General features: G+C 62.1%; 17 protein-coding genes and 1 riboswitch. Of the genes, 2 read left to right on the top strand and 15 right to left on the bottom strand.

All coding sequences use genetic code 11. From position 1 onward, the window contains the following. Nucleotides 1–41: 41 nt before the first annotated feature. The 12 genes from purD to purE all read right to left on the bottom strand — a co-directional run bounded on the left by purD (nucleotide 42) and on the right by purE (nucleotide 14,404). The gene (purD, locus tag FE782_RS12350) at nucleotides 42–1,304 is read right to left on the bottom strand and encodes a phosphoribosylamine--glycine ligase (RefSeq protein WP_138194386.1); all 1,263 of its coding nucleotides are present in this window, start codon (nucleotides 1,302–1,304) and stop codon (nucleotides 42–44) included. Between the two features lie 227 nt (nucleotides 1,305–1,531). Beyond that, the gene (gene purH / locus FE782_RS12345; RefSeq protein ID WP_138194385.1) at nucleotides 1,532–3,070 is read right to left on the bottom strand and encodes a bifunctional phosphoribosylaminoimidazolecarboxamide formyltransferase/IMP cyclohydrolase; all 1,539 of its coding nucleotides are present in this window, start codon (nucleotides 3,068–3,070) and stop codon (nucleotides 1,532–1,534) included. Between the two features lie 387 nt (nucleotides 3,071–3,457). Further along, nucleotides 3,458–4,084: a phosphoribosylglycinamide formyltransferase gene (purN, locus tag FE782_RS12340; protein ID WP_138194384.1), complete on the bottom strand. Its 627-nt coding sequence runs from the start codon at nucleotides 4,082–4,084 to the stop codon at nucleotides 3,458–3,460. Further along, a complete protein-coding gene (gene purM, locus FE782_RS12335; protein WP_138194383.1) occupies nucleotides 4,085–5,131 on the bottom strand; it encodes a phosphoribosylformylglycinamidine cyclo-ligase in 1,047 nt (348 codons plus the stop codon). It abuts the gene before it with no gap. A gap of 390 nt (nucleotides 5,132–5,521) precedes the next feature. Continuing rightward, entirely contained in the window at nucleotides 5,522–6,994 is a 1,473-nt protein-coding gene (gene purF / locus FE782_RS12330; RefSeq protein WP_238392451.1) for an amidophosphoribosyltransferase, read from the bottom strand. Between the two features lie 26 nt (nucleotides 6,995–7,020). Then, nucleotides 7,021–9,276 carry a phosphoribosylformylglycinamidine synthase subunit PurL gene (gene purL, locus FE782_RS12325; protein WP_138194381.1) on the bottom strand — a complete coding sequence of 752 codons (2,256 nt, stop codon included), beginning with the start codon at nucleotides 9,274–9,276 and terminating at the stop codon, nucleotides 7,021–7,023. Beyond that, the gene (purQ, locus tag FE782_RS12320) at nucleotides 9,251–9,949 is read right to left on the bottom strand and encodes a phosphoribosylformylglycinamidine synthase subunit PurQ (protein ID WP_138194434.1); all 699 of its coding nucleotides are present in this window, start codon (nucleotides 9,947–9,949) and stop codon (nucleotides 9,251–9,253) included. Before purQ ends, purL begins: the two co-directional genes overlap by 26 nt. 21 nt (nucleotides 9,950–9,970) lie before the next feature. Beyond that, nucleotides 9,971–10,216, bottom strand: coding sequence for a phosphoribosylformylglycinamidine synthase subunit PurS (purS, locus tag FE782_RS12315; RefSeq protein WP_138194380.1), 246 nt, complete (start codon nucleotides 10,214–10,216; stop codon nucleotides 9,971–9,973). Between the two features lie 69 nt (nucleotides 10,217–10,285). Continuing rightward, nucleotides 10,286–11,188: a phosphoribosylaminoimidazolesuccinocarboxamide synthase gene (locus tag FE782_RS12310; RefSeq protein ID WP_138194379.1), complete on the bottom strand. Its 903-nt coding sequence runs from the start codon at nucleotides 11,186–11,188 to the stop codon at nucleotides 10,286–10,288. Nucleotides 11,189–11,203: 15 nt separating this feature from the next. Further along, complete coding sequence (gene purB / locus FE782_RS12305) at nucleotides 11,204–12,499, bottom strand: adenylosuccinate lyase (protein WP_138194378.1); 1,296 nt, start codon at nucleotides 12,497–12,499, stop codon at nucleotides 11,204–11,206. A 254-nt stretch (nucleotides 12,500–12,753) separates the two neighbouring features. Continuing rightward, nucleotides 12,754–13,920 (bottom strand): 5-(carboxyamino)imidazole ribonucleotide synthase, encoded by a 1,167-nt coding sequence (purK, locus tag FE782_RS12300; RefSeq protein ID WP_138194377.1) that lies wholly within the window; start codon nucleotides 13,918–13,920, stop codon nucleotides 12,754–12,756. Between the two features lie 19 nt (nucleotides 13,921–13,939). After that, nucleotides 13,940–14,404, bottom strand: coding sequence for a 5-(carboxyamino)imidazole ribonucleotide mutase (gene purE / locus FE782_RS12295; RefSeq protein WP_138194433.1), 465 nt, complete (start codon nucleotides 14,402–14,404; stop codon nucleotides 13,940–13,942). 345 nt (nucleotides 14,405–14,749) lie between these two features. Further along, nucleotides 14,750–14,840, top strand: a riboswitch (cyclic di-GMP riboswitch). Between the two features lie 78 nt (nucleotides 14,841–14,918). Between purE and FE782_RS12290 the strand changes: the two genes are divergently transcribed. Next, on the top strand, nucleotides 14,919–15,227 hold the full coding sequence (locus FE782_RS12290) for a hypothetical protein (protein ID WP_138194376.1): 309 nt from the start codon (nucleotides 14,919–14,921) through the stop codon (nucleotides 15,225–15,227). 29 nt (nucleotides 15,228–15,256) lie between these two features. Here the strand turns inward: FE782_RS12290 and FE782_RS12285 are convergent, their stop codons facing one another. Continuing rightward, nucleotides 15,257–18,736 carry a DUF8508 domain-containing protein gene (locus FE782_RS12285; RefSeq protein ID WP_138194375.1) on the bottom strand — a complete coding sequence of 1,160 codons (3,480 nt, stop codon included), beginning with the start codon at nucleotides 18,734–18,736 and terminating at the stop codon, nucleotides 15,257–15,259. 385 nt (nucleotides 18,737–19,121) lie between these two features. On the opposite strand from FE782_RS12285, the gene FE782_RS12280 reads away from it, so the two are divergent. Continuing rightward, on the top strand, nucleotides 19,122–19,955 hold the full coding sequence (locus FE782_RS12280; RefSeq protein WP_158299366.1) for a transposase: 834 nt from the start codon (nucleotides 19,122–19,124) through the stop codon (nucleotides 19,953–19,955). Between the two features lie 224 nt (nucleotides 19,956–20,179). Here the strand turns inward: FE782_RS12280 and FE782_RS12275 are convergent, their stop codons facing one another. Together FE782_RS12275 and FE782_RS12270 are read right to left on the bottom strand one after the other, a co-directional pair. After that, a complete protein-coding gene (locus tag FE782_RS12275; RefSeq protein WP_138194373.1) occupies nucleotides 20,180–21,055 on the bottom strand; it encodes a carbohydrate ABC transporter permease in 876 nt (291 codons plus the stop codon). 15 nt (nucleotides 21,056–21,070) lie between these two features. Next, nucleotides 21,071–22,033, bottom strand: a complete 963-nt coding sequence (locus FE782_RS12270; protein ID WP_138194372.1) for an ABC transporter permease — start codon at nucleotides 22,031–22,033, stop codon at nucleotides 21,071–21,073. Nucleotides 22,034–22,038 lie beyond the last annotated feature (5 nt).

The raw sequence follows: 22,038 nt of genomic DNA, 5'->3' as shown, positions 1-22,038 counted from the left end.
GAAAAGCGCCGCTCCCGCGCAGGGAACGACGCCTTCTCCAATTATAACGCCTTCTTGCCGATGTCCGTCCGGTACTGCTTGCCCTCGTAGCGGATGCGGTCGACGTCGGTGTACGCCTTGCGGCGGGCTTCGTCGATCGTCGCGCCCGTGGCGGTGACGCCGAGCAGGCGGCCGCCGTTTGTAACGATGCGACCGTCCGCGTCGAGCGCCGTGCCCGCATGGAACACGGTCGACTCCGTCACCGCATCTAAGCCGTCGATGACGTCGCCTTTCTTGTACGAGCCCGGGTAGCCGCCGGCCGCGAGCACGACGCATACCGCGGAGTCGTCGCTCCACTTCGGCTGTACCTCGGCGAGACGGCCATCGACCGTCGCGAGGAACAAGTCAAGCAGGTCCGACTCGAGGCGGGACAGCACGACTTGCGTCTCCGGATCGCCGAAACGGCAGTTAAACTCGATCGTCTTCGGCTTGCCTTCGGGCGTGATCATGAGCCCCGCGAACAGCACGCCGCGGAACGTCCGACCCTCCGCCACCATCGCGCGCGCCGTCGGCTCGATGATCGTGCGCACCGCTTCGTCGTACACCGACTTCGGCATGTGCGGCACCGGCGAATACGTGCCCATGCCGCCCGTGTTCGGGCCCTTGTCGTTGTCGAAGATCGGCTTGTGGTCCTGCGCTTCCGGCATCGGGCGAACGGTTTCGCCGTCGACGAAGCTCAGAATGCTCATTTCTTGTCCGAACAGGCACTCCTCAATAACGACCTTATCCCCCGCCTGGCCGAACGCCTTGTCGAGCATGATCGTGCGGAGCGCCTCTTCGGCTTCCGGAAGCGTCTGCGCGACGGTAACGCCTTTGCCCGCTGCGAGCCCGTCGGCCTTGATGACGATCGGCGCACCCTGCGCCTTCACGTAGGCGAGCGCCGTGTCGAAATCCGTGAACGTCTCGTACGCGGCCGTCGGGATGTTGTATTTCTTCATAAGGTCCTTCGTGAACGACTTGGACCCTTCGATGATCGCCGCCGCCTTGCTCGGGCCGAACACCTTCACTCCAGCCGCCTCGAACGCGTCCGCGATCCCTTCGAACAGCGGATCCTCCGGTCCGATGACCGCGAGGTCGATGGCGTTCGCCTTCGCCCATGCCGTCAGCTTGTCGAACTCGCCTTCGTTGATGGCGACGAGCTCCGCTACGCTCGCGATGCCGGCGTTACCCGGCGCGCAGTACAGCTTGCTCACCTTCGGGCTCTGGCTCAGCTTCCAGCAGATCGTATGCTCGCGGCCGCCGCGGCCTACTACGAGAATGTTCATGCGCGTGTCGTCCTCCTTGTTCAGGGAGGCGGCATGCGAAGCGACGAAGCTAAATGCAAAAGTACATCTATTTCTCGAAAAATCCGCCCATTTCGGCCCCATACCTGCAAAAGTGCAGCTATTTCAGCGCACGGGTGCCATTTTCCCGACAAATAAGTGTATTTATGCAGCTACTCCCCGCTCCGACGCCACCGCCGCCGGTATTTACTGCACAATTGCAGTTATGCTTAGTGTTTGAAGTGGCGCACGCCCGTGAACACCATCGCGATGCCGGCCGCGTTCGCCGCCGCGATCGACTCGTCGTCCTTGATGGAACCGCCCGGCTGGATGATCGCTTTCACGCCGTATTTCGCCGCGAGCTCGACCGTGTCGCCCATCGGGAAGAACGCGTCGGAGGCGAGGGCCGACCCTTGCGCCTTTTCGCCAGCTTGCTCAAGCGCAATTCGTGCAGAGCCGACGCGGTTCATCTGACCGGCGCCGATGCCGATCGTCATGTTGTCGTTCGCCAGCGCGATCGCGTTGGACTTCACGTGCTTGACGACCTTCCACGCGAAAAGCAGCTGCTTCAGCTCTTCTTCCGTCGGCGCGCGCTCCGTGACGACCTTCAGGTCCGCCGCCGTAATTTGCTTCGTGTCCGTCTCTTGGAACAGCATGCCGCCCTCGACGGACGTCACCAAGTATCTGTCCTCCGTCGGCACGAACGGCAATTTCAAGAGACGGATGTTTTTCTTCTTCATGAGAATGTCGAGCGCGTCCGGCGCATAGTCCGGGGCGATGACGATCTCGAGGAAAATTTCGTTCAGCTTCGCCGCCGTCGCCGCGTCTACCGGACGGTTCAGCGCCACGATGCCACCGAAGATCGACGTCGGGTCGGCCTCATAAGCTTTGGTATATGCGTTGAAAATGTCGGACCCGATCCCCACGCCACACGGGTTCATATGCTTAACCGCGACGGCGGCCGGCTCGTCCGTAAATTCGCGAAGAATCTGCAGCGCCGCGTTCGCGTCGTTGATGTTGTTGTAGCTAAGCTCCTTGCCGTGCAGCTGCTGCGCGTTCGCGAGGCTGCCTGCACCGGCTAGAGGCTTCTTGTAAAAGGCTGCCGCTTGATGCGGGTTTTCGCCGTAGCGGAGGTCTTGGACCTTTTCGTAGGTAACTGTAACTCGCTCCGGCAGCGTCTCCCCGAGCTTCGTCGTCAGGTAGTCGCCGATGAGCGCATCGTAGGCGGAGGTGTGGCGGAACGTCTTGGCGGCCAGCTTCTTCCGGGTGTCGAGCGTCGTATCGCCGTTCGCGCGGAGCTCCTCGAGCACCTGCGGGTAATCCGCCGCGTCGACGATAACCGTTACGAATGCGTGGTTTTTCGCGGCGCTGCGCAGCATGGACGGGCCGCCGATGTCGATGTTTTCGATAGCGTCTTCGTACGACACGTTCGGCTTCGAAATCGTCGCCTGGAACGGGTACAGGTTGACCGCCACGAGATCGATGTAACCGAGGTTCAGCTCCTGCATCTGCTGCCGGTGCTCCTCGCTGTCGCGTACGGAGAGAAGTCCGCTGTGCACCGCCGGGTGCAGCGTCTTCACGCGGCCGTCGAGTATTTCCGGAAAGCCCGTTACGTCGCTGATGCCGGTGACCGGAATGCCTTTGCTCTCGAACAGCGTCTTGGTCCCCCCGGTGCTGATGATTTCGAAGCCGAGCTTCACGAGCTCCGCCGCGAACGCGTCGATTCCGGTCTTATCCGATACGCTGATGAGCGCCCTTCTGTTCGCCACAATAGTACCTCCTAGGAAAATGGTATTCTCCCCGCATCCTTCACGGGGTATATGTATCGCGGCGCGAAAGGTTCGCGCCGTTGATGTTTCGCTTCGCGAATCTGGGGGGCCCGGCGTCTGCCTCGTACTCCCGCCGACCGCCGGACACACTAGTTACTTGTAACGCGATCCCTCTGGACATCTGAGATTTTCCGCACCCTGGAGCGTTCGCCCCAGCTTCTGAGCAGAGGAAATCAGGTCGGAAAGGAGTGCGGAACCCGACACATCCCCCTCCTCCCTGAACAAAGGGAATCAGGTCGGAAAGGACCGCGGCCCCTCTTCACCGCCCCCTCGCTCTGAGCAAAGGAAAACAACCGCATCCCCCGACACCGCCCCACTTGCCTTCCCCTACAGTCCTAGTCCGCCTTCCACCGTGACGCGACGGCCGTCGAGGCGCACGCGGTCTTCGGCGAAGGCGCGCACGACGGCGGGATACAGCCGATGCTCGATCGCTTGGATGCGCGGATACAGCGTCTCCGGCGTATCGTCGTCGCGCACGGCGAGCGCTTCCTGCGCGATGATCGCGCCGCTGTCCATGCCCCCGTCGACGAAATGCACCGTCACCCCCGCCGCCTTCGCGCCGTATTCCAGCGCCTGCTCGACGGCGTGCAGCCCCGGGAATGCAGGCAGCAAGGAAGGATGAATGTTAAGAATCCGATTCGGATACGCATCGAGCAAGGTGGCGGTGATGAGACGCATGTAGCCGGCGAGCACGACGAAGTCGATCCCGCGCGCGCGCAGCTCGCGGACGACGTCCGCCTCGTACGCCTCGCGCGAGGGGTACGACTTCGGGCGCACCGCGTACACGGGGACGCCGAGCCGCTCCGCGCGCGCGATCGCCGCGGCGCCCGGCTTGTCGCAGACGAGCAGCGACACCTCATACGGCGAAGCGGCGTCCCCGGCGACCGCCGAGACCACCGCTTCGAAGTTCGAGCCGGAGCCCGAAGCGAAGACGGCTACAAGCTTACGCGCCATTTACGCTTCGGTCCCTTCGAACGTGACGACGCCTGTGCCTTCGGTGACGACGCCGATCTCGTACGGCGTCTCGCCCGCGGCGCGGAGCGCTTCCAGCGCCGCTTCGCGCTCGTCCGCCGGCACGACGATGACATAGCCGATGCCCATGTTGAACGTGCGGTAGCAGTCGTCGTGCGTCAGGTTGCCTTCGGAGCGAAGCAAGCCGAAGATCTTCGGCATCGGCCAGGAGCCGAGCTTGATGTGCGCGTTGACGTTCGAAGGCAAAACGCGCGGAATGTTTTCGATGAAGCCGCCGCCCGTAATGTGCGCCATGCCGCGCACCGCGACTTTCTCAAGCAATGCCAGTACAGGCTTCACGTAAATGCGCGTCGGCGCGAGCAGCGCTTCGCCGACCGTAACGCCTTCTCCGAGCGCCGGCACGACGTCGTTCACGCCGTACTTGCCGCTGTCGAGGAGGAGCTTGCGCACGAGGCTGAAGCCGTTGCTGTGCACGCCGCTCGACGCGAGGCCGATGATGGCGTCGCCCGCGCGAACCGTGCTGCCGTCGATCATCTTCGACTTCTCGACGACGCCGACCGTGAAGCCCGCGATGTCGTATTCGCCGTCCTGGTACATGCTCGGCATCTCGGCCGTCTCGCCGCCGATGAGCGCGCAGCCCGCTTGGACGCAGCCTTCCGCTACGCCCGCAACGATCTGCTCGACCTTACCCGGCTCGAGCACGCCGACCGCCAAGTAGTCGAGGAAAAACAGCGGCTCGGCGCCTTGGACGACGATGTCGTTGACGCACATCGCGACCGCGTCGATGCCGACGGTGTCGTGCTTGTCGGCCGCGAACGCGACCTTCAGCTTCGTGCCTACGCCGTCCGTGCCGGAGACGAGGATCGGCTCTTTATACTTTTCGCGATCCATGGCGAACAGACCGCCGAATCCGCCGAGGCCCCCGATCACTTCCGGGCGCGTCGTCCGGGCGACGTGCCGTTTCATCCGCTCAACCGCTTCGTTGCCGGCGGCGATGTTCACCCCGGCTTGCTTATACGCTTCTGACACGAGCCAAGTCACCTCACACTTTATTCGTAGCCGCATTTTTACGCTTATTTCCGGCATATGGACTCATTCCGGTATTGTAAGCTCAATTTTGCGCTTATTTCCGACCAATCGGGCCTCGGAAGCGTTCTAAGCGCGAATCCGCGCTTATTTCCGACCAATCGGGCCCCAGCCGGCGCTCTAAGCGCGAATCCGCGCTTATTTCCGCCCATCCGGCCCACGGACGGCGCTCTAAGCGCGAATTCGCGCTTATTTTCGTCCATTCTGGCCCCGGCCGGCATTCTAAGCGCGAATCCGCGCTTATTTCCGCCCATTCGGCCCACGGCCGGCGCTCTAAGCGCGAATTCGCGCTTACGTTCCGCCGCCCCTCCAGGGCACGGCTTCAGCCGTCGCTTAGCACTTCGCGGCGACGGCTTTCTCCGCTTCTTCCTCCGACAGCGTCGGGTAGCAGTTGTCGAAGCACGCCATGCAGAAGCCGGCGTCCGCCGGAGCGCCCGAAGCGCCGATCGACTCCGTCAAGCCTTCCTTGCTTAGGAAGTACAGCGAGTCGGCGTTGATCAGCTGCCGGATCTCCTCCACCGACTTCGAGGAGGCGATCAGCTCGCCCCGCGTCGGCGTATCGATGCCGTAGAAGCAAGGGTTCGCGAAAGGCGGCGACGTAATGCGCACATGCACCTCGACCGCGCCCGCTTCTCGGAGCAAATTCACGATGCGCCGCGACGTCGTGCCGCGCACGATCGAGTCGTCGATCATGACGACGCGCTTGCCTTCGACGACCTTGCGCACCGCGGACAGCTTCATCTTCACGCCCTGCTCGCGCAGCTCCTGCGACGGCTGGATGAACGTCCGACCGGTGTAACGGTTCTTGATCAAGCCGAGCTCGTACGGAATGCCCGTCTGCTCCGCGAAGCCGATCGCCGCGGAAATCGACGAATCCGGCACGCCGGTGACGACGTCCGCGTCGACGAACGAATCCATGGCGAGGCGCTTGCCCATCTTCTTGCGCGCCGTGTGGATGTTCACTTCGTCGACGTCGCTGTCCGGGCGAGCGAAGTAAATATACTCCATCGAGCACACCGCCCGCTTCGGCGCCGCCTCGGCGAACCGCTCCTCGCGCACGCCGTCGGCGTCGAACACGAGCAGCTCGCCCGGGCGCACGTCCCGCACGTACTCCGCGCCGACCGCGTCGAACGCGCACGTCTCCGACGAGAACAGCCACGCGTCGCCGAGCCGCCCGAGCACGAACGGGCGCAAGCCGTGCTGGTCGCGCGCCGCGACCATCTTGTCGTTCGTGATGAACACGAACGCGAACGCGCCGTTCAGCCGCCGCAGCGACTCCTTCACCGCTTCCTCGATCGACGGCGCCTTGGAGCGCGCGATGAGATGCGCGACGACCTCCGTATCGCTCGTCGTTTGGAAGATCGAGCCGGCTTCCTCGAGCTCGCGCCGGATGTCCGGCGCGTTCACGATATTGCCGTTGGTCGCGATCGCGAGGTCGCCGTCGCGCCACTTGAACACGAGCGGCTGCGCGTTCGCGAGCTTGCTCTCGCCGGCCGTCGAGTACCGGACGTGGCCGATGCCGACCTTGCCCGGCAGCGCCTCGAGACGAGGCTGGTCGAACACTTCCTTGACCAGCCCCATGCCGCGATGGTAGTGAAATTCGCGACGATGCACCGTGCAGATGCCGCCGCTCTCCTGACCGCGGTGCTGCAGCGCGTGCAGACCGTAGTAGCAGAGCGACGAAGCGTCCGGATGGTTCCATACGCCGAACACGCCGCATTCCTCGCGAAGCTTATCGAAAAACACGCGGTCGTCGGCGCCCTCGTTGAAGTAGTCGCCCGTCCACAGCTGCAAGTTAGAATCCATATGCGGTTTCCGAGACGCTGACGACATTACTTCATCAGACACGGGATCGCGTCCTTCCATGTAGTTTCCAAAGTCGATACGTCGACGTCGAGCACCGCGGAGCCGTTTACCATCACGTTCAGCTTCGTCCCGCCGACCGTACCGATCCGCGTCGCGCGCACGCCCTCTTCCACGAGGTGCATCTGCAGCGCGTCCGCTTGTTCCGGACGGCACGAGAGCAGCAGACGCGATTGCGATTCGCTGAACAGCGCTACGTCGTTGCGCAGCCCGCTGATTTTCCAATCCACGTTCGCGCCGATTCCGCCGCTGATGCAGCTCTCGGCCAACGCGACCGCGAGGCCTCCTTCGGACAAGTCGTGCGCGGAAGACACTAAGCCGCCTTGAATCGCGGACAAGACCGCCTTCTGCAGCTGCTTCTCCACCTGAAGGTCGATGGCCGGCGGACGTCCTTCCGTCACGCCGTGCACGACCAGCTGGAACTCGCTGCCGCCCAGCTCCGCGTGCGTCTCGCCGAGCAGGAAGATCACGTCGCCTTCGCTCTTGAACGCCTGCGTCGTGACATGCTCGACGTCGTGCACGAGACCGACCATGCCGATGACCGGCGTCGGGTAGATCGCGCCGCGCGCGTTTTCGTTATAGAGCGACACGTTGCCGCCGATGACCGGCGTATCAAGAACCTTGCAGGCTTCGGACATGCCGTCGGTGGCCTTTTCCAACTGCCAGAAAATTTCCGGCTTATCCGGGGAACCGAAGTTCAGGTTATCCGTCAACGCCAAAGGCTCGCCGCCCGAGCAGACGACGTTGCGCGCCGCTTCCGCGACGGCAATACGTCCGCCGACTTCCGGGTCGAGATACACGTACCGGCCGTTGCAGTCCGTCGTCATGGCGAGACCCTTGCGCGTGCCGTCCACGCGAACGACCGCCGCGTCGGAGCCCGGCCGCACGACCGTCGCCGTACGCACCATATGATCATACTGACCGTACACCCATTCCTTCGACGCGACCGTCGGCGACGCCAGCACCTTCAGGAGCGCGTCCGCCAAATCCGTCACTTCGGGGTACCGCAGCGTATCGACCGAAGCGTTCGCTTCGTAGTACGCCGGCACGGCGGAAGGCTTGTGGTACATCGGGCAATCGTCGACCAGCGCCGTGACCGGCATGTCGCCGACGACTTCGCCGTGGTGAATCAACGTCAGTCGTCCCGTGTCCGTCACCTTGCCGACGATTTCGCAGAACAAGCCCCAGCGGTGGAACACTTCCTTGACCGCGGCTTCCTTGTCCGGCGTCGTGACGAACAGCATGCGCTCCTGCGATTCGGAGAGCATCATCTCGTACGCCGTCATGCCCGGCTCGCGCTGCGGCACCTTGTCTAACCACAGCTCCATGCCGTTGCCCGCCTTCGACGCCATCTCAGCGGACGAACAAGTAAGACCTGCCGCGCCCATATCCTGAATGCCGAGTACCAGACCGCGGTCGATAACCTCGAGGCAGGCTTCCATGACGAGCTTCTCCATGAACGGATCGCCGACCTGCACCGCCGGGCGCTTCGCCTCCGACTCCGCCGTCAGCTCCTCCGACGCGAACGTCGCGCCGTGAATGCCGTCGCGGCCCGTCGCCGGACCGACGTAGAACACCGGGTTGCCGATGCCCTGCGCGACGCCGCGTTGAATGTCGTCGTGGTCGATGAGGCCCACGCACATCGCGTTGACGAGCGGGTTGCCCTCGTACGACTCGTCGAACATGATCTCGCCGCCGACCGTCGGAATGCCGATGCAGTTGCCGTAGCCGGCGATGCCGGACACGACGTGCTCGAACAAGTACTTCACGCGTTCGTTCTCGAGTCGGCCGAAGCGCAGGGAATTCATTAACGCGACCGGACGAGCCCCCATCGAGAAGATGTCCCGAATAATCCCGCCCACGCCCGTCGCCGCGCCCTGGTACGGCTCGATGGCGGACGGGTGATTATGCGATTCGATCTTGAACACGACCGCCTGCTTGTCGCCGATGTCGACGATGCCGGCGCCTTCGCCGGGTCCCATCAACACGCGCGGTCCGGAGGTCGGGAATTTCCGCAAGACGACCTTCGAGTTCTTATAGGAACAATGCTCCGACCACATGACGCTGAACACGCCGACTTCGGTGTAGTTCGGAAGACGTCCGCCGAGATGGCCGACAACCTTCTGGTATTCCGCGTCCGTCATGCCCATCTGCTTATACAATTGCTGATCGCGGATTTGCTCCGCGGTCGGCTCCAAGTTAACGGCCTGCTGTTGCTGCGCCATGTGCGGTTCCCCTCCATGCTGTAAGGACTGACGTGAACATCCGCTTGCCGTCGCTAGATCCGAGCAGCGTGTCGACCGCCCGCTCCGGATGCGGCATCATGCCGAGCACGTTGCCGCGCTCGTTCGTAATGCCCGCGATGTCGGCGACCGAGCCGTTCGGGTTTTCCCCGCTGTAGCGGAACACGATTTGCCGGTTCGCCTCGAGGCGCGCGAGCGTCTCGTCGTCGCAGTAGTAGTTGCCTTCGCCGTGCGCGATCGGGATCTGGATCTTCTCTCCCGCCGCGTAGTCGCGCGTGAACGCCGTGTCGTTGTTCGCGACTTCGAGCGTCGTCGGTGCGCACTTGAACTTCAGCGAGTTGTTGCGGCGCATCGCGCCCGGGAGCAGGCCGGATTCGAGCAAAATCTGAAAGCCGTTGCAGATGCCGAGCACGTACTTGCCGGCTTCCGCCGCCTTGCGCACTTCCTCCATGACCGGCGAGAAGCGGGCGATCGCGCCGCAGCGCAGGTAATCGCCGTACGAGAAGCCGCCCGGCACGAGGATCAAATCGAACTTCGACAGGTCCGTCGCTTGGTGCCATACGTATTCGACCGGCTGCCGAATCGTGTGCTCTACGGCCTTATAGCAGTCGATATCGCAGTTCGAGCCCGGGAAGACGAGCACCGCTACGTTCATTGCGTCCATAGCCGGCATGCTTTACTCCCCTTTCAGTTCGAAGCGGTAGTCCTCGATGACCGTGTTCGCGAGCAGCTTCTCGCACATCGTGCGCACGCGTTCTTCGGCGACCAACGCATCGTTCGTATCGAGATTGAGCTCCATATACTTGCCGATGCGCACCTCGCCGACTTCGTCGAAGCCCATCGAATGCAGCGCGCCTTGCACCGCCTTGCCTTGCGGGTCGAGCACGTTTTCCTTCACCGTTACGAATACCGTCGCTTTCATGGCTCTCGTCCAGCCTCCTCTAGAAAATGGTAACGCGTGGTTCCGATGCTTTGCTTATCTCGCCGCGATCTACGATCGCTCGGCGCCGGTAATCCGGCGATAAATTTCTCTGTACCGCTTCGTCGTCTCCGCGACGACCGCCTCCGGCAGCGGGCCCGGCTCGCTCTCCTTGTCCCAATCGGAGTTCGCGAGGTACGTGCGCACCGGCTCCTTGTCCATCGAGTCGATCTCGATGTCGAGCGCGTAGTTTTCCTCGGCCCAAAAGCGCGAGGAATCCGGCGTGAACAGCTCGTCGATCAGGATGAGCTCGCCGTCCAGCAAGCCGAACTCGAACTTGCAATCGGCGAGAATGATGCCGCGTTCCTTCAACCGGCCGTGCGCGTACTCGTACAGCCGAATGCTGACGTCGCGCAGCTTCTCCGCTAGCTCCGCGCCGACCTGACGCTGCATCTCCTCGAAGGAGATGTCTTCGTCGTGGCCGACGTCGTTTTTCGCCGCCGGCGTGAAGATCGGCTGCGGCAGCCGCGCGTTCTTGCGCGTGCCGGCGTCTAACGGGATGCCGTTCACCGCGCCGGTCTTCTGGAACTGTCTCCAGCCGCCGCCGGTGAGATAGCCGCGAACGACGCATTCGATGTCGATGCGGCGAGCCTTCTTGGTCACCATGACTCGGTCTCTTAAGACTTCCTTGTCGGTCGCGTAACCGCCGAGCTTGTCGACGTCCGCATGGACGAGGTGGTTGGCGACGATCCCCTTCGTCTCCTCGAACCAATGCACGCTCATGCGGTTCAGCACGTTGCCCTTATCCGGCACGGCCGGGGTTAAGATGTAGTCGAAGGCGGAGATGCGGTCGGTGACGACGATGAGGAAATGTTCCCCAAGATCGTACAGCTCGCGAACCTTTCCTTTATAAACGAGCGGCGCCTGCACGTACGGGACCGCGGTGGAGATCGCTTCGGGCAGTTGGTTGGTCACGATCGTAGCGCCTCCTTAGATCAGCTCGAGCCGACGGAAGATCGTGTCGACGTGCTTCAGATGCCAGCTCGGATTGAACGCGTCGGCGATCTCTTCGGCGGACAACGCCGCCGTAATTTCCGGCGTGTTCTCGATAATGTCGCGGAACTGGCGCTGCGTCTCCCACGCCTGCATCGCGCGCGGCTGCACCGTGTCGTACGCCTGCTCGCGGCTCCAGCCCTTGTCGATCAGCTTCGTCATGACGCGGCCGGAGAACGGCACGCCGTACGTGCGCTCCATGTTGCGCTTCATGTTTTCCGGGAACACCGTAAGGTTCTTAATGATGTTGCCGAGGCGGTTCAGCATATAATTGAGCAGCTGCGTCGCGTCCGGCAGGATGACGCGCTCCGCCGACGAGTGGCTGATATCGCGCTCATGCCACAGCGTCACGTTCTCGTACGCGGTGATCATGTGGCCGCGGATGACGCGGGAGAGACCCGAGATGTTCTCGCAGCCGATCGGGTTGCGCTTGTGCGGCATCGCCGACGAGCCCTTCTGTCCCTTCGCGAACGGCTCTTCCACTTCGCGGAACTCGGACTTCTGCAGCGCCCGGATTTCCGTCGCGAACTTGTCGAGCGAGGTCGCGACCAACGCGAGCGTCGCCATGTATTCCGCGTGACGGTCGCGCTGCAGCGTCTGCGTCGAGATCGGCGCCGGCTTGATGCCGAGCTTCTTGCAGACGGACGCTTCGACGTGCGGATCGATGTTCGCGTACGTGCCGACCGCGCCGGAAATTTTCCCGAACTGCACGCCGTCGGCCGCATGTCGGAATCGCTCGAGGTTCCGCTTCATCTCTTCGTACCAGAGGGCGAGCTTGAGCCCGAACGTCGTCGGCTCCGCGTGCACGCCGTGCGTGCGGCCCATCATGGCGGTGTCCTTGTAGCGAACGGCTTGCTCCTTGAGGATGTCGATGAATCGAATGATATCGGCTTCGAGAATGGCGTTCGCTTGCTTCAGCAAGTAGCCGAGCGCCGTGTCGACGACGTCCGTCGACGTCAGGCCGTAGTGCACCCACTTCCGCTCCGGACCGACCGTTTCGGATACCGCGCGGGTGAACGCGATGACGTCGTGGCGCGTCTCCAACTCGATCTCGCTAATCCGATCGATATCGAAGCCCGCCTTCGCGCGCAGCGCCTCCACGTCCTCCTTCGGAATGACGCCGAGCTCGCTCCACGCCTCGCACGCCGCGAGCTCCACCTCGAGCCATGCTTGGAACTTGTTTTGCTCCGTCCAGATCGCGGCCATCTCGGGCCGAGTGTAACGTTCGATCATCGTATGGTTCCTCCTCCGTCTATCTGCAATCGTACGGCCTTCTGCCGCTAGCCTGCAAAACTGCATTTATTTCCATCGCTAGCGACCTCCGCCCGTCATTTAACTGCGAAAGTGCATCTATTTTTGCGGTTGAAAGAGGGTTTCGCTCAATTAGATGTATTTTCGCAGTTATTCGGCCTTTTTCCGCCCATGTTCCCCGTAATACCTGCACATTTGCAGTTTCTTTCGGCGCGGCCCGCGAACCGGGCGTCCGGCTACGTCCAAATCCCGCACGTCTCGATCCAGCGCAGCGCTTTGTCCGGGTCGTCGGTCAGCAGGTTCACGTGCCCCATCTTGCGGCCCGGCTTCGATTCCGCCTTGCCGTAGAGATGAAGCTTCGCGTCCACGCCTTCCGGCAGCGTCCGCTCGCCGCCCGCTTCCATCCACCGCAGCAGCGGCGCGACGTGCTCGCCGAGCACGTTGACCATGACGACCGGCGTCAGCAGCTTCGGCTCCGGCAGCGGCAAGCCGCAGACGGCTCGCAGATGAAGCTCGAATTGCGACGCGGTGCAGGCGTCCATCGAGTAGTGGCCCGAGTTATGAGGCCGCGGCGCCAGCTCGTTGACGTACAGCGTACCGTCCGCCTTCAGGAACATCTCGACGGCGATGAGGCCGACGACGTTCAGCGAGGCGGCGATGTCCGCCGCCATCTTGCGCGCGCGGGCGTCGACGTCGGCCGGGATGAGCCCCGGCGCCGCCGTCGACGTGTGCAGCACGCCGTTCACATGCACGTTCCACGCCGGGGGGAACGTCCGCACCTCGCCGTCCGTCCCCCGCGCCGCGACGACCGACAGTTCGCGCTCGAAGTCGACGAACTGCTCGACGATCAGCTCGACGTTCCCGCCGCCGAGCGACGTGAACGCTTCGGCCGCTTGTTCGATGCGCCGAATGACGAACTGCCCCTTGCCGTCGTAGCCGCCGGTCGCCGTCTTCAGCACGCACGGCGCGCCGAACGCCTGCAGCGCCTCGCGCAGATCGGCGATCGCCTGGATCTCGCGATACGGCGCCACCGGCACGCCCGCGGCTTCGACCGCCCGCTTCTCGCGCAGCCGGTGCTGCGTCGTGCGCAGCAGCTCGCTGCCCTGCGGGACGTACGACTCGCGCTCGAGCACGGCCGCGACGCCGGCGTTCACATTTTCGAACTCGTACGTAATGACGTCCGCGATGCGCCCGAGCTCCCGCGCCGCGCCCTCGTCTCCGTAATGCGCCGTCACCTGCCGGTCGGACACTTGTCCGCACGGCGAATCCGGCGTCGGATCGAGCGTCGCGAACCGGTACCCCATCTCGCGTCCCTTCAGCGCCAACATGCGGCCGAGCTGGCCGCCGCCGAGCACGCCGATCGTCGCGCCCGGCAAAATTCGTCTCATGTTAGAAGTTTCCATGTCGATAGTATTCTCCAATTTACGGCAGGTTATCGCCGATCGATTCCACTTCCGCGCGGGTATTCTCCCGCCGCGCCGCAAGCCGCGCCGCGACCTCCGGGTCGTACGCGCCTACGATCTGCGCCGCGAGCAGCCCCGCGTTCGTCGCTCCCGCCGCGCCGATCGCGACCGTCGCCACCGGCACGCCTGCCGGCATCTGCACGATCGACAGCAGCGAGTCGAGCCCGCTCAGCGCCTTGGATTGCACCGGCACGCCGATGACCGGCAGCTCCGTCTTCGCCGCGATCATGCCCGGCAGATGCGCCGCGCCGCCCGCTCCCGCGATAATGACCTTGAGCCCCCGCTCGCGGGCTTGCTCCGCATACGTAAACATCAGATCCGGCGTGCGGTGGGCGGAGACGACGCGCTTCTCGTACGGGACGCCGAGCGCCTCCAGCATATCGCACGCGAGCTTCATCGTTTCCCAGTCGGATTTGCTGCCCATGACGACGCCGACGATCGGTGTTGACACGATTTAAGCACTCCTTCGCTTCGTATAATATAGGTACGCATGCCGCGCTTACAAAACAAAAGTCCGGGCGCCATCGTGCAGCCCCAGGACATATGTCGCCGTTCCGGTAAATTCTTCGTTTCGTCTTTAGTGTACCAATGCTTACATGGCAATGTCAACGTAAAAAGCGAACATTCCCCGACCGTCATGAGATATAGTTCGTATTTTTAAGGTTTTGCAAATCGCAAAAATAGTAGTGACCGAAGGTTCCAACTTATGGTATTGTAATGGTAATTTAGTAGGAGACACCGAACGTGCATCCGCAAGCGAGCGCATAGGACAGGGTCACGGCAAACTTTTCCGAAAGGGAAGGACGCAAAGCTATGGGTCTACCGCTTCCGCCGGAAGCTACGATCGCCAAGCCGCCCTAGAGACGGACGACATACAGGCGGGTCTAGTTTGAAGGAAGCATTGCGTTTTTCCCTCGCGGGCGCGAGGGGGTAAGGCGTTGTACAAGCTAGAAGACTCCGATTCATTGCAACCGCTTCGCTCGTCCGGCAGCGATCCCGAGCTGCTGCTTACGGACGACGAAGACTCGCTGCGGCTTATGGTGCTGCGCATCACCGCCGCTCTCGTCGGATCGTGCAAGCATTGTCTTATGATTTCCACCGATATCGCCGACGACGCCCCGATCTATTGCGGGAAATCGAACGATCTGTGCTATATGCGGAAGATCAACGTGGAAAGCTGCCTGGACTGCGGAGAATACAAGAACCGCGCTCCTTCCTTAGAACCGAATACGCCCTCTGGACGCTAAGTCCGGAGGGCGTATTTTCGTGTTCGCGGTTATTTCTTCGTGCCTTTGCCGTTGCCGTAGCCTTGCCCAGCGCCGTTGCCGACGCCTCTCGCGAACAGATCCAACTGGACGAGCAGCGGATCGTGGTCGCTGACGCGGCCGTCCCGTTCGCTGAAATCCGCGTTGATGTGGACGATGTCCAGCGTCGTCGCGGGCGCGAGCCGTTCGGTCACGAGCACGTGATCAAGCGTCTGCGAGTTTCCTTGGTACACGTAGGAGTAGCGTTCCGGGAGCGGAAGCAGGTCCACCAGGTTGACGAGCTCGTCGCCCTTCAGTATTTCAAGCGTCTTGGAAAATTGGAAGTCGTTGAAGTCCCCCAGCAGCACGACGTTCGCCTTATGGTCCTCCTTCAGCACGCCGGCGACGAAGTCGTTCACGACGTTCGCGATTGTTTGGCGCTGCGTTTCGCTGGCAAGGATCGGCGGCAGCGGCTGGATCGCGCCGAACGGCGCCTCGTCTCCGCCCTTCGAGTTGAAGTGGTTGTTGACGACGATCACGCGCTCGCCCTTGAACTCGAATTCGGCGGCGAGCGGCTTGCGGGAGCTGTCGAACGCGTCGTTCGTCGGCGCGATTCGTCCCGGGTTATGCGACAACCCGTTCTTCTTGTCATAGGCGACCGCGGTCGTCGCATCGCCGCGAGGCTTCTCCGTCAGCGTCACCCGGTCCGGATTGTACAAATACCCGACGCGAATGTTGCCGCCGGTCGCTCCGCCGTCTCGGTTGTTCTCCGGCGCGATGTCCGTATATGCGTACGTCGGTCCGCCCGCCGCCGCGACCGACGCGATCAGCGCCTCGTAGCTCTTGCTCGCGTCGGTCGTGCCGTCGTCCGTCTGCCCGTTATTATCCTGCACTTCGATAAGACCGATAATATCGGGGGCGTTCAGATGTTCGACAATCGCCGACGCGATTTTGCGCTTCTTCTCCGCGCCCGCCGCGCTCGGGTTATCCCAGAAGTTTTCGATATTGAACCCGGCGATCGTCAGTTTGTCTTCATCGAAAACGATCGAGGTTCGCTCGCGCGTTGCCGCACCCTTTTCCGCCGCAGGCAGATTGCCTTCCGGAATGACCTTGAAGTTGCTGTAATCGTAGCCGAGCACGCCGACGATCGGCGCGAGGAACCGGTCCCCCGTCTTATAGCCGTCGACTTCCTTCTTCACCAGCACGCGCTGCGGGTTAATGTCTTCGCCGGCGAGCAGAATGCCGCCGTTCGGCGTCATCGTCTCGCCCGGCTGGTCGCCGAGCACGACCGGAATTTCGAAATGGAGCGGCCCTACGACGCGGGCGTCCCGCAGCTCGAGGCGCATCGACTCCAAGCTTTCGTAGAAATCAAGGGCGTCTTCCTCCGGATCGAAAACGGTCATCCCGTCGTTGTCCACGATCGACTTCGGAATGACGCGGTCCCGCTCCAGCGCGACCGGCGCCGGCAGCTCGTTCCCGCGGCTCGTCCGGGAGACGAACGCCGAGCCGATCGCCGTCGTCAGCAGGTCGTTCGCATCGTCGTAGCCCTCTTCCTTCCGCTCCTCGACCGTTCCGTCGACGAGCACGCGGTCGCCCGGCGCCACGCTGTACGAGGAGTACACCAGAATCGCTTCCGACGTCCGGACGTCTCCGTCTTCTTGGCCGGGGACCGTCTGCATGTAAAACTTACCCGTGCCGACCCGCTGCGTGACGATGCCCTCCAGATCGTTCACCTTATGCCCCGCGAACGGGGAGACGTGACCCGCCGATTGCACGTCGTGGATGGCGAGGCCTTCGTACGTTTGTTGCTTTACGTAATGGAACGTATAGACGTCGCTCGCCATGCCGTCGACCGCGGCGATCGCGCGGATCGTCAGCTCGTCGTCGTCGCCGACGACGATCGGCCCCGCGTACGGCGTCCCCGTCTCCGGCGTCGGCGCGGAGCCGTCCGTCGTGTAATAGACGGCCGCTCCCGGCTGCGGCGAGAACAGCGCGATGCCCGTGCCCGGCGGCACGATGCCCGGCGGCGTCTCCGCGATGACGGAGAACGTCTTCTCGATGACGTCGAACCGGTTGCGCGGAAGGAGCATGTAATTGCCGAAGGAATACGTCAGAACGCCGACGATCTGATCGTACGTCTTTCCGGATTCGATCCAGCCGGACTTCACGATCGCCGTGCCGTATTCGTCTTGAATCGTATACTCGTTAAACTCGTTGCCCGCCCCGATCGTCGCGGACTCCAGCTTTACGAGCCGCGCCTCGTTCGGCTCGGCGAACCCGCGCGAGTCGACGACGGTCGGCGCCGGAACGCCCGCCTGCGGCGTCAGGACGGTCGATTGGCCGGCTGCGGTCTGCAGCTGCGCCAGTCCGAAATAGTCGGTCATCGTCCCCGATACGCGGATGCGGTCCCCCGGGTTCGGCGTCAAATTCGCGCCCCGGACGACGATGCCCGCCGTCTCGTCCTGCACGTACAGGTTGTTCTGGCCGCCGGCCGACTCCTTGTAGGTGACGACGCCTTCGATCGTCGCGGCGGCGTTCGCCGGCAGCGCCCTCGCCTCGGCGATCGAAAGCGTCTCGATGAGGTCGTAGGCGAATGTCCTTACTTCGCTGCGCACGTCCCCCTTCTGCGCGTAGGCTTCGATCGTCGTCGCCTGCGTAATCGGGATCGGCCCCGCGTAGAGCGCGTCGGTCACGATAGGCGTACCGTCCGGCGCATAGACGCTGTAATACACGGCCGCCGTGACGGTGGCGCTGCTCAGCGCGACCTCCGTCCCTCGTTCGACCGCGCCCGGCGCCGGCGTCGCCGTAACGCCCGCCACGACGTCGTCGCCGAGCGGCGGCTCCGCGGGCGAAGCGGCGTTTCGCGGCGTCGGAGCGGCGGTGAAGAAGTCGGCTCTGTTATCGTTCGTGTCGAAGCCGTTGCCTTGTCCCGGCACGTACCCCGCCGCGTCGCTCTTGCGCTGCGCGCTGACCGAGCTCGAAGGCGTCGGCGTCCCGCCGCTTCCCTCGTACGCGCCCGCGCCGCCGTAGCCGACGAAGTCGACGACGTCCGGGTCGTCCTTCCCCGTAATCGCCTCGCCGTTCGAGACGAGCGCCACCTTGCCGCTCCCCGCCGCCATCGCGATGCCGCCTTCGTCGTCCGGCGCCGGCAGCGAGACGGTGCCGCCGCTGCCGTCGGCGGCCTTCACGAGATAATACCCGTGAGGCGCGACGATCCCGGACAGCTCGACATACATATTCGACGCCAAGCTGAAGCTGCCGGAGGACGACGCGTACTGCACGGTCCAACCCGTTACGTTAACGGCTGTCTCCGTCGGATTGTACAGCTCGATGAAATCGCTCCTCCATGTCGATCCGCTATTTCCTCCCCCTCCGTATACCTCGCTGATCACTAGATGCCCCGCTCCCGTCGCGTTCGCCGCCGGCACGGCCGCCGGCGACAGCGGCGACGCCGAGACCGCCGCGGCCAGCGCAAGGCTCGTCCACCTGGCCCATACCTTGTTCCGCTTCATCCTCTCTCCTGCCTTCCGAATAGGTAGTAGAATAGCTGCAAACCATTGACGACGGTAACCATCGGTCAATCATTGCTATCGTTATCGTTGCATAGTTTTCGGAGATTTTCACCTCCTTTTTAACAACCCTACATGATTCTGGCAGAGATATGTTAACTGCGTTCGCGAATCATATAAAGAAATTATTACGATCCTTCTGTTCCGTTCCGAGCTCCTTTACGACCTGCTTCCCTCTGCTCAGTCTCGGACCGAGTTGACCTCTTGCTTGCTCCTTTGCGAACTGATTCCTCCTGCTCAGCTTCCCTGGTAAGCCGGCTCATCTGAAAATTATCCTTTACACGGGAACATTTGTTCGGTATAATAAAGTTGTCAGGGGGCGATGGGTTTGGGGATTATTTCTTATATCGATGAGTTTTTTCACCGACGGTGGCCGGACGGCTTCGTCTGTCCGCAATGCGATCATCGTGCTTATTATTTGATCCAGACCCGCAAATCGCCGTTGTATCAATGCCGCCTATGCCGGCATCAGACGAGCGTAACCGCCGGAACGATTATGGACAAGAGCCGCACCCCGTTGGAAAAGTGGGCCGCCGCCATCGACCTGCTCGGCTCGACGAACGGCATCAATGCCAAGCAGTTAAGCGCCTTCATCGGCGTTTCGCATAAGGTGGCATGGACGATGCTTCGGAAGTTTCGCGGCGCCATTCGGGAGCTCGAAGCCGAACGCCGGCTTGCCGGGACTGTCCATGCGGGGCTTCGCGCCTTGGCGCCGAAAGCCATTTTCACCTTTCTTCCCCATCGACATTACCGCTGCGAGCGCGTTGTCGGCGTCGGCGCCGCCGTCGATTCGCTCGGCATGCCGAGCGAGCTGAAAATCAATGTGGTTCGAACCGAGGACTTGTATCCCGGCTGGAAGGAGTTGACGGGGCAAGGCAAGGAGCGTATCGCTTCGGAAGTTGCCTCCCCCGGCTCGACAATCCAATGGTTGAACGACTGGCGGATGGAACGCAGCCCGCTCCGCGAGTGCTTCCATGAAGCAAACCGTTGGCTCATCCGCCTGTTTAATGGCATCGGTTCCGCCTATCTTCAGAGCTACCTCGACGAGTTCTGTTTTCGTTGGAATGCGGCGGCGAAGGGCGGCTCCCTGCGCGACGAGTGGAATCGTCTTTGCTTTCGAACTCAACGGACCGACCGACTTCCGGCGCGATCCGTCGCGTAATAGTCTAGTTAACGACCGTTCTCCGGCGCGAACAGCTACCCGGCTTTGCGAATTCCTGACAACCCCATATTCGGATTTGCCGTTAAGCTGATCAGAGGAAATCAGGTCGTAAAGACGCGCGCGAAGGACGATGATCTCCCCGGATACATAAAAACTCCCGCCCCTTCGACGCGTCGGCTCGTACGATGAGCTGACGGAAGAAAGCGGCGGGAGCGGGTTCGTCCTTACTCTTTGATCGCGCCGATCATGACGCCTTTGACGAAATACTTCTGCAAGAACGGATACAGAAACAAAATCGGCAGCGTCGCCACCATAATCGTCGCGTACTTGATCGTCTCGCCCACCGGCATCTCGTCGCCCGAAGGGACGTTGCCCATCATGCTGCTGGTGTCGTTGGCGATCAGAATTTCCCGGAGAATGAGCTGCAGCGGCAGCAGCTCGCGCGTCTGCAAATAAATCATCGCGGGAAACCACGAGTTCCAATGGTATACGCCGTAAAACAGCACCATGACGGCGACGACCGGCAGCGAGAGCGGCAGCACGACGCGGAACAAGATCGTCCAGTCGCCCGCGCCGTCCAGCCGCGCCGACTCCTCCAGACTGACCGGCACGCCTTGGAACGCCGTGCGCATGATGATCAGATTGAAGGCGCTCACGGCCGTCGGGAGGATGAGCGCCAGTCGCGTATCCAGCATCCCTAGATTGCCGACGAGCAAGTAGAGCGGAATGAGGCCCCCTTCGAAAAACATCGTAAACACGATCATGAACATAATCGCGTTCTTCCACAGGACGTTCCGCCTCGATAAGCCGTAAGCGCCCAGCGACGTCATAACGAGGTTGACCGTCGTGCCGCACACGACATAGATGAGCGTATTCAAGTACGCGGTCTTGATGTTCGGGTTGTCGAAGACGAGTCGATAGGCGTCCAGATTAAACCCTTTGGGATATAACAACAGTCCCCGGTTCCTCACGACCTCGGCCGGGTCGCTGAGCGAGGAAAACAATACGAAAACGAGCGGGTACAGCGTAATCAGAGACAGCGCCAGCATGAAGGCGATATTGCCGGCGTCGAAGGATCGCTCCCCCCAGCTTCTGCGCATACGGTGTTACCTCCATTACCACAGTTTGGTCTCGCCGACGCGTCTGGCGATCGTATTGGCCAGAATGAGCAAGGCGAAGCTGATCGCCGCGTTGAACAGTCCGATCGCGGCGCTGTAGCTGAAGTCCGCCTGCAGAATCCCTTTGCGATACACATAGGTCTGAATGACGTCGGCCGTCTCGTACGTAACCGGGTTGTACATGAGCAGGATTTTCTCGGCGCCTACGGTCATGAATCGGCCGATGAACAAAATCAGCAGAATCGTAACGGTCGGCAATATCCCCGGGAACGTAATATGCAGCGCTTGCTTGAATCGGTTGGCGCCGTCGATCCGGGCCGCCTCGTACAGCGCCGGATCGATGTTGCTGATCGCGGCGAGGAAGATGATCGAGCTCCACCCAAGGTTCTGCCACAGCTCCGAGCCGATGAACAGCGTGCGGAACCAGCCCGGAGTCCGCATGAACGGAATCGGTTCAATCCCGAAGACGGAGACGAGCAGATTGTTGATCAGCCCGTTCGAGGACAAGAAGTCGACCATCATGCCGACGATGACGACGAGCGAGATGAAGTGCGGCATATACGTAATCGTCTGCACGGCCCGCTTGAATTTCGGATTCGCCACCTCGTTCAGCAAGAGCGCCAGCACGATCCCCGCCGGGAAAAAGAAAATCAAGCTGTAGAAGCTTAACAGCATCGTATTCCCCAGCAGCCGCCAGAAGTAATAGCTTTCGAAAAACTCCTGGAAATGCTTCAATCCTACCCAAGGGCTGCCCGCGAACCCCTTCGCCGGAATGTAATCCTTGAAGGCGATCTGGAGCCCGTACATCGGACCGTATTGGAAAATGAGATAATACAGCACCACCGGAAGCAGCATGAGGTAGACGGTTCGGTTGAGCTTAAAGTCGCGCAGGACGCGAGCCCCGAACCGGTTGCTCTTGAACTCCGGGGCCGGGATGAGCTCTCGCTGTAACCGAGCCATGGGCG

Source organism: Paenibacillus antri (assembly GCF_005765165.1).
Classification (GTDB): Bacteria; Bacillota; Bacilli; order Paenibacillales; family YIM-B00363; genus Paenibacillus_AE; species Paenibacillus_AE antri.
Note: the sequence above shows the minus strand (reverse complement) of the source record. Positions and strands in the feature narration are given on the sequence as shown.